Source organism: Nitrospinota bacterium (assembly GCA_035528715.1).
Taxonomy (GTDB): domain Bacteria; phylum JADFOP01; class JADFOP01; order DATKYB01; family DATKYB01; genus DATKYB01.
In genome coordinates, this window is the sequence record DATKYB010000126.1 from 1 (window position 1) to 3,854 (window position 3,854).

5 protein-coding genes are annotated in these 3,854 nt (G+C 40.4%); 1 reads left to right on the forward strand and 4 read right to left on the reverse strand.

Annotated features, from left to right (window positions below; all coding sequences use genetic code 11):
• Positions 1–120: 120 nt before the first annotated feature.
• Together VMW81_08995 and VMW81_09000 are read right to left on the reverse strand one after the other, a co-directional pair.
• Positions 121–519: a hypothetical protein gene (locus VMW81_08995; GenBank protein ID HUU51077.1), complete on the reverse strand. Its 399-nt coding sequence runs from the start codon at positions 517–519 to the stop codon at positions 121–123.
• Positions 488–1,045, reverse strand: coding sequence for a UbiX family flavin prenyltransferase (locus tag VMW81_09000; GenBank protein ID HUU51078.1), 558 nt, complete (start codon positions 1,043–1,045; stop codon positions 488–490). Before VMW81_09000 ends, VMW81_08995 begins: the two co-directional genes overlap by 32 nt.
• Before the next feature lie 186 nt (positions 1,046–1,231).
• Between VMW81_09000 and VMW81_09005 the strand changes: the two genes are divergently transcribed.
• Positions 1,232–2,593 (forward strand): TrpB-like pyridoxal phosphate-dependent enzyme, encoded by a 1,362-nt coding sequence (locus VMW81_09005; GenBank protein HUU51079.1) that lies wholly within the window; start codon positions 1,232–1,234, stop codon positions 2,591–2,593.
• 9 nt (positions 2,594–2,602) lie between these two features.
• On the opposite strand, the gene VMW81_09010 is transcribed toward VMW81_09005, so the two are convergent.
• Together VMW81_09010 and VMW81_09015 are read right to left on the reverse strand one after the other, a co-directional pair.
• A complete protein-coding gene (locus VMW81_09010; GenBank protein ID HUU51080.1) occupies positions 2,603–3,388 on the reverse strand; it encodes a DUF2268 domain-containing putative Zn-dependent protease in 786 nt (261 codons plus the stop codon).
• 95 nt (positions 3,389–3,483) lie between these two features.
• Positions 3,484–3,854 (reverse strand): cupin domain-containing protein (locus VMW81_09015; GenBank protein ID HUU51081.1); only part of this gene is annotated, 371 nt, incomplete at its 5' end.

Consider the following 3,854-nt stretch of genomic DNA (forward strand, 5'->3'; position numbering starts at 1 on the left):
TTCATCGAAAAAATGGTATTGGAAAAATCATACAATATCCATGAGAATGTCTGAAGCCTTGAAGAATCTGACATTTTTAAGGAATGATAATTGAGTAGATTTTAAAAATTGTAAAAAGGGCTATTCTTTACTCTTCAAATATCTTTTAACGAGTCTCCTGCATATCTCTTTTATCTGCTTTAAATCATTTTCCAAAAGCCCCTCATAGTGGATGCCGCAAACAAGCATGACCTTTTTATTAAGAACCCTTGTAATCGCCTCTGCTGCTTCTCTTCCTACCTCTTCATCCTTATGCCCAACGATATTCATTACGCTGGATGTGCAGGAAATCTTATTTCCTCCCCTAAGCGTTGGTCTTGGAATCGATAAGATACACGAACCGATATGACTCCTGCTTCCCCCGTATAATAAAACCAAGAGATCATCTCCAAGTTCGATTGGTTCTAATACAATCTCTCTATCCAAAAAACTTTCTCTAAGCATTGATCTACTTTGATCCCCATCTTTTAAAGAGATCATTTTTTATCTCTAACGCATCTAAGGTTTTACCAACGATATGGTTTACTAAATCATCAATACTCTTTGGGCCATGATAAAAGGCAGGGGAAGCGGGGAGGATTGTAACACCCATCCTGGAGAGCTTCTGCATATTCTCAAGGTCTATAGGGCTTAGAGGGGTCTCTCTCATGACAAGGACTAATTTTTTTCCCTCTTTTAAGATAACATGGGCACATCGATGAATCAGGTTTAAAGAGATACCACTACTGATACACCCAAGGGTATTCATCGAACAGGGAATAATCACCATCTTATCTATTAAAAATGAACCGCTTGCCAGGGAGGAATCGATGCTATCAATTTCATAATGATGGTCAGCATATTTTGATAATTCCTCCTTACCAAAACCCAATTCATGCTTCGTAACCTTATCGCCTGCATCTGAGACAATCAGATGGCTTTCGATCTTGAGTGATTTCAGTGCCTCTAAAAATTTTAAGCCATAGATTGAACCACTGGCGCCTGTTATCCCGACAGCAATCTTCATAAAAACAGTTCCTGCTAATATTTTGATTTTTCAAATTTTTTTGATTCTATGCGAACAGTCAAAAATTGTCAAGCCAAACAGCACCTCTCATATAGAGAAGAGATTTTTATTAAAAGATTGACACATCTCTCTATTCATTTTATATTGCGAGGTTGTTTAAATTTTTAATTCTTGGTGAGGCTCATCATGGATCAGTGTAAGATATTGCTCGAAGAAAAAGACCTTCCAAAGAGATGGTATAATATCGCAGCGGATATGCCAAATCCCCTTAAGCCCCCTTTAAATCCAGCTACTGGAAAACCAATAAGTATTGAGGATCTCAGCCCCATATTTCCGGAGGGATTGATCAAACAGGAGGTGAGCACTAAGAGGTGGATTGATATTCCAGAGAAAATATTAGAGATCTATCGACTCTGGCGTCCCACCCCGCTGCATCGGGCCAGGGCCCTGGAAAAATATCTTAAGACCCCTGCCAAAATTTACTATAAGAATGAAGCAGTAAGCCCTGCAGGGAGCCATAAAACGAACACATCTGTTGCCCAGGCATACTATAATAAGGTTGAGGGGGTTAAAAGGCTTGCAACAGAGACAGGGGCTGGGCAGTGGGGAAGTGCCCTGAGTATGGCCTGTTGCTTTCTGGGTCTGGAGTGTGTGGTCTATATGGTCAGGGTAAGTTATGACCAGAAACCGTATCGGCGATCTATGATAGAGGCATGGGGGGGAAAGATCTTTCCGAGTCCAAGCACAAACACAAAGTCTGGAATAAAAATTCTCGAAGCTCATCCGGATACTCCAGGAAGTCTCGGTATTGCTATCAGTGAGGCTGTGGAAGATGCGCTTTCAAGAAAAGATACCAGATATTCACTGGGAAGCGTTTTAAACCATGTCCTTCTGCACCAGACAATCATCGGGCTTGAGACAAAAAAGCAGCTCGAGATTCTCAATGATTATCCGGATATTGTTATTGGATGCTGCGGAGGAGGGAGCAACTTTGCAGGGATTGCCTTCCCCTTTTTGGTGGATAAATTTAATGGAAAAGAGATTACGTTTTTGGCGGTTGAACCTAAGGCCTGTCCTACTTTGACCAGAGGAGAATTTGCTTACGATTTTGGTGATACCTCTATGTTAACCCCCCTCCTCACCATGTATACCTTGGGACATGCTTTTATCCCTCCTGGTATCCATGCTGGAGGTTTGAGATATCACGGCATGGCTCCGCTTATCAGCCAGCTGGTAAAAGACGGGTTTATTCAATCGACATCCTACTACCAGACAGAGGTTTTTGAAGCAGCTCTTATCTTTGCCAGACATGAAGGGATTATCCCTGCCCCTGAGACAGCCCATGCTATAAAATCAGTAATTGATGAGGCAATAAAATGCAAGGAAGAGGGTAAAGAAAAGACGATTCTCTTTAATTTCAGCGGGCACGGGCATTTTGATATGTCTGCATATAATAACTATCTCTCCGGTAATCTAGTGGACTTTGACCTTCCTCAGGAAGAAATCGATAAATCCCTAGCAAAATTAAAAGATTATCCAAAGCCCTAACTTATTCAATTATCTCTCCAAAAGCTTATAAGCCACATAATTCAATGAGCGTGAAGGAATATTCCTCTCCTTCTCGATAAAATAGATACTATTATATTCTGCGGGTTTATCCAAAAAAGGTCTCACTTTTTCCATAAGCCTCCTTTCATTTTCAATACACCAATTGCAGGTTTGATAGGAGAGGAAGAGATGTTCAAAGAGTTTTCTTTCTGGAAATACCTTTATTGAGAATGAAAAGGCCAGGCCCTCTGAAAGGAGAAACTCTCCAACTGTCCCTTCTCTATAATCTCTTTTAGCCTTATACTTTGCTATCCCCAGTTTCTGCAGATAATGGCCATACTCATGAGTAAAGATGATAGGAAGACTTTTAAAGCTTTTATATCTCTCAAGCCCGAATCCCATGATAAAAATATCATCGAGTTTAAGCACAAAACCATCAGCAGAAAAAAAGCCAACAAAGAGGTAGATATGGGGCTCTGGGGGAATTTGAGAAGGCTCTTTGTTTTCAGAAAATCCTTTTACCTCCAGACATCTCTTCAGGGTCTCAAGGCATATTTTCTCTGGGCTATTATGGAATAAGAGTTCCTGAAGGAGAGAATAATCCCCTGGCTTGATAGACCTCACCCTGTTTTCAATCTGCCTTTCATCAAAATATCGAAAGTGTTTCCAGTAAGAGGTTAAAAATCTTTTGTGGGGATTAAGGTAGTAATGCTGATATGCCTCGAAGGGGTCTTCTCTCTTTTTATAGACACTCAAAAATCGGAAAAAATCTCTGTAAAGAGAATGGATTGGCATAAAAACTTTTAAAAAGGGGTCTGAAATACAGTTGGGCAAAGAGAAAATCGTCCTTGTCCTGTTATTTTAATCGATTCTTTTAAGCGCTCTATTCTCTACATGGTTGGTGGGGCAAAAACACCATAAAAGACTAAGTCTTCTTCAACATCATATGTCCTGTGTTTCGACCCTTTGGGAATCCTTACTCCCATTCCTTTTTGAAGAACAAATTCACCGCTCCCTTCAATAAACTCCTTACCCTTTCCTGAAAGGACATAGAAAATATCATCGGAATCTTCATGGATATGTTCGGGTATCTCCTCACCCTTCTTTGTCCGAACAAGAACAATTGAGGCCTGAGATTTATGCACCTTCTCTGTAAAAAAGGGCTTAATCTCCACCCCCTTAAATTTTGGATGGGGCTGCCAGTCCACTCTGTCTTCAAAAACAATATTTTGATCCATAAATGCCTCCTTAATCAAGATTT